General features: G+C 45.1%; 3 protein-coding genes. All 3 read right to left on the bottom strand.

The genetic code is table 11. The annotated features are described in order from the left end of the window. Window positions 1-90: 90 nt before the first annotated feature. The 3 genes from KCX82_RS22710 to KCX82_RS22700 are packed head-to-tail and all read right to left on the bottom strand — an operon-like array spanning window position 91 to window position 3,669. Entirely contained in the window at window positions 91-1,110 is a 1,020-nt protein-coding gene (locus KCX82_RS22710; RefSeq protein ID WP_227020720.1) for a tyrosine-type recombinase/integrase, read from the bottom strand. Continuing rightward, window positions 1,103-2,074: a tyrosine-type recombinase/integrase gene (locus KCX82_RS22705; protein ID WP_227020719.1), complete on the bottom strand. Its 972-nt coding sequence runs from the start codon at window positions 2,072-2,074 to the stop codon at window positions 1,103-1,105. The genes KCX82_RS22710 and KCX82_RS22705 overlap by 8 nt, the downstream gene beginning before the upstream one ends. Continuing rightward, window positions 2,068-3,669 (bottom strand): site-specific integrase, encoded by a 1,602-nt coding sequence (locus tag KCX82_RS22700; protein ID WP_227020718.1) that lies wholly within the window; start codon window positions 3,667-3,669, stop codon window positions 2,068-2,070. Before KCX82_RS22700 ends, KCX82_RS22705 begins: the two co-directional genes overlap by 7 nt. Between the last annotated feature and the right edge of the window lie 175 nt (window positions 3,670-3,844).

Raw genomic sequence — 3,844 nt, 5'->3', positions numbered from 1 at the left:
CAGGATAATACCGAAGAAATAATTATCCCGAAGTCAGACGAGAAAGCCGCTTAATAGGCCGCTTCTTCATGAAAACTTCGGGATAACAAATCATTTAAGTCCGGACAATTCCAGAATCATATCCTCATTGTCCTTCCAAATAGGTATGGGAACAGGCACCCCCTTTCGCAAGTGTTCAGCTTTTTCCATAGCCGCGCGCTTCATTTCGGCATCGGCATATGCATAGATTTTTGTGGTTTCTGGATCAACGTGGCCAAGAAATTCAGATAATACGGCCAGCGGCATACCATCACGGTATAAATGGATCGCCCTTGTATGCCGCAGTTGATGAGGATGTACCCTTTCAGGAACTTCTGGGCAAATCTGGCGTGCCATTTCACCGTACTTTTTCATAAATGCGGCAGCATTATCCGGTGACATCGCTTGTTTTGTTCCATGAATAACAGTAAAAAACAGGAAATCATCTTTACAGGTATCAGCATGAAATATTTGCAGGTATTGTTTACAATGCTCCACAGCTTTGGGCAGTAAAGCTACAGAACGGGTTTTGTTTCCCTTCCCAGTCAGATATGCGACAGGATGACGAACATCCAGCCGTAGGTCACGGACCTTCATACTCAGCAATTCATCGCACCGAGCAGCAGTTTCGTACATGAGCGTCATAAAAAAGCGATTGCGAAGGTTCGTTCGTTTTCTCACATCAGGTTGACTAAGCAGTGTTAGCAGTGCGTCCTCGGAAAGAAACTCTACTATTCTACCGGGCACCTTTTTAATGGGTATCCCTTTCGCCTCAAGTTGCAATGCCACCTGTGTGCAATCTAACTCACCAGCGTACTTGAAGAAAGCCCGTATTACCATGAGCCGTTGGTTTCGGGTGGTTGCACCGCAGTTGCGTACATTTTCCAGCCAGTCCAGATATTCTAGAATCAATTTGCGATTAAACAGATCGAAATCAATGTGGGAAACGGCTAATTGCTTTTCCGTGCGGAGATATTCAACAAGTAAGTTCAGTCCATTTCGGTAGGATTTGATGGTGTTTTCACTGCAGCACCGCTGTTTGGGCAGATACTCAAGAAGATAACTTCTGATGGCCTTGAAAAAATCATTCATCAATCTCTACCTCCGGCAGCAAGCTCTCGTATTTTGTGAAATCCAATCCGGACATAGCTGTAAACAGTTCAGGGACCAGATGGATGTAGTAATAGGTATCAGATAGTTGTGAATGCCCCATGAATGCGCTGAGATAGGGCAATTGGGCGGAAACATCTTTACCCTCCCGCAGCCACATATACAGGCGATGCGTTGCGAAAGTGTGACGAAAATCATAGATTCTGGGCGGCTTTTCGGCGGATACTGGAATACCGGTTTTATCCCACATGATGCGAAATGTCTTTTCAATCCATCTCTTCGTATACAAATGTCCCTGTGAATTAGGGAAAAACAGATCCTGCCCCGGCATAATGCGATTCACTTGTTTATGGTATTGCCGTAATAGTTCTGTCACATCGTCAGTCATCATAACAATACGATCTTTGTGCCCCTTGGATTCCATAATCTTGAGCTTTCCGACGTTCAAATCGACATTTTCTACACGGAGTTTCCTCGCCTCTATGGGGCGCAAGCCACAGCAATAAATCAAACGAAAAATCGTTGGTATTACAAGATGACGGATGGGGAAGCCCCTGCGCGGACGGATCAGATCCAGGGTGTGCCAAAAGGCAGCGATTTCTTCTTCAGAGTAAATATGCGGCATGTGGCGTGGACCTTTTTGAGACAAATCAGGGGAAAGCACATAGGCTGGTTCTCCAATCCTGTTTAAGTATCTGGCAAATTCCCTAACCGGCATTAAGCGGTTGCGAAAGGAGTTGTTTTGCTCAGTTTCTTTACGAATCGCCCAGGCCATGCAAAGCTCTTTGGTCAAAGCTGTTTCATGGGGAAATTTATCCATGCAAAAGCGATCAAACACCTGAAGTATACGAATACTTTCTTCATACGGAAACCCCAGGGCATTCTTCTGTTCAATGAATTGCTGAATGAACCCTGCAAAGTGACTACAAAAAACACGATTTACCATCCCTCACCTGCTTTCTCGGTGGGAGTCAGCCCAATAGCACAACTTTTTAGTCCCAGCTCGTTTACTGCAAGGTATGGCTTCGCTGAATCCATGTGGGTATGCCCCAGCAGTTCACTCAGCATATCCAGTGGAATTTCAGATTCAAGCAACCCGGCACCAAAAGAACGCCGGAAACTGTGGAAGCCGCGCCGGGGGATATCTGACTTATCGATACCCGTCCGCTGCATATACCGGGAAATCATTGCACTGGCTGAGCGATTCTTTAAGGGGCGGTACGGACGATTGCCACATAGAAAGATAAACGGTATATCGCACTTTGGCCGTCCGTTCAATAGGTAATCGGCAATCGCATTCCCAGTCTCAGACTCCAATGGCAAGTTCAACGGATGCCCGGTTTTGCTTTGAATAATGCGGATTTCATAGTTTCTCCAATCAATATCCTGCCGTTTCAAGTTCACGATGTCTACAGCCCGCAGTCCTGTCTGTATGGCGGTCAGCATAATGGCATAATCACGCTTTCCTATAGAGGAATTTATGTTGGCACTGCACAGCATTTTTTCAGTTTCTCCTGTACCAAACCCTTGGCGTACCACTCGTCTTTTTGCAACCACTTCTGGCATTGCAATACTCAGATCGATTTGAGTCGTGCCATTTCGGTGTAAGAAGCGTAAAAATGACCGGATCGCAAATAGCATGGCACCCAGCCCATCGGCATATTGCTTAGCTGTATGCGACATACACTCGCTAACAACCGAAAGCGTTACTCTGTCAAAATCCACATATCCCATATCTTCTAATTCAAACAGAAAATTACGGATCGCACTATGGGCGACAGAGATTGTACTATGTGCAAGGGCACCGGTCTGTTCTTTTTCCCGGCAAAAAGCATTAAGCGACTCGGTATAATACGTGCTTGGCATTCGAAGCCCCCAAGCGGGAACACGCTTCAATTCAATCTTGCCTGTTTTGTGGTACTCATCTAATAGGGTGGCCACCTTTCGAACATTTTGGTACACAGACCGGCATATTAAATGATTTTCGTAGCTGGCGCGTGTCTGTGCAACAAAGCTATCAATTGCGTCTTTCTCATATTGTGTTATACCACGCTCCCCACAGTAACGGAGAATAGCGTCAAACCCATCATAAACATAGTTGCTGATGGTCTTTTCCCGATGTCCGAATCTCAACAGTTCCTGCTTGGTTTGATAGACCAACACAAGCAGATTATTAGACTCTAAGAGAAGCTGTGAGGAGGGCACCTGATGCAGCGGATTGTGAAGTACCTCCCATTGAGTAAGCTGCGGCAGTGTCACAGTACCTTCGGTGTGGTATTTTTCCAGTAGTTCAGCCGATCTTCGTACCGTGTTCCATTTCCACCGGGATATTTTCCCCTGCTCATATTCGGCACGGATTTGGAGAATGAATTCATCTGCAACATTTTTTGTGTAGGTAATCAAGCCTGTGTCACTAAAGTATTGGCAGATAGGGTAAAGACCACAATACTTGTAGTCTTTGATCTGTTTTTCTCGCATACCCGATTGCCGGAGTGCATTAAGAACCTGCTCTACAAGATCTTTCATGTTGATGTGTTTCAATTTATCACCTCTGTATAATTTTTTTACCAACTAGCTGGCAATTTCCATTATACAGGGCATTAGTGTTATCCCGAAGTTTTCGGGATTCAAATTAAAGAAAGTGAGGTGTTATCTATCTTTTTTCTACTATAATAATCCACTCTTCGGGATAACTATTTCTTCGGTATTATCCTGG

It is taken from the genome of Sinanaerobacter chloroacetimidivorans, assembly GCF_018128545.1.
Taxonomy (GTDB): Bacteria; Bacillota; Clostridia; order Peptostreptococcales; family Anaerovoracaceae; genus Sinanaerobacter; species Sinanaerobacter chloroacetimidivorans.
This window is presented reverse-complemented; position numbering and strand designations above follow the sequence as displayed.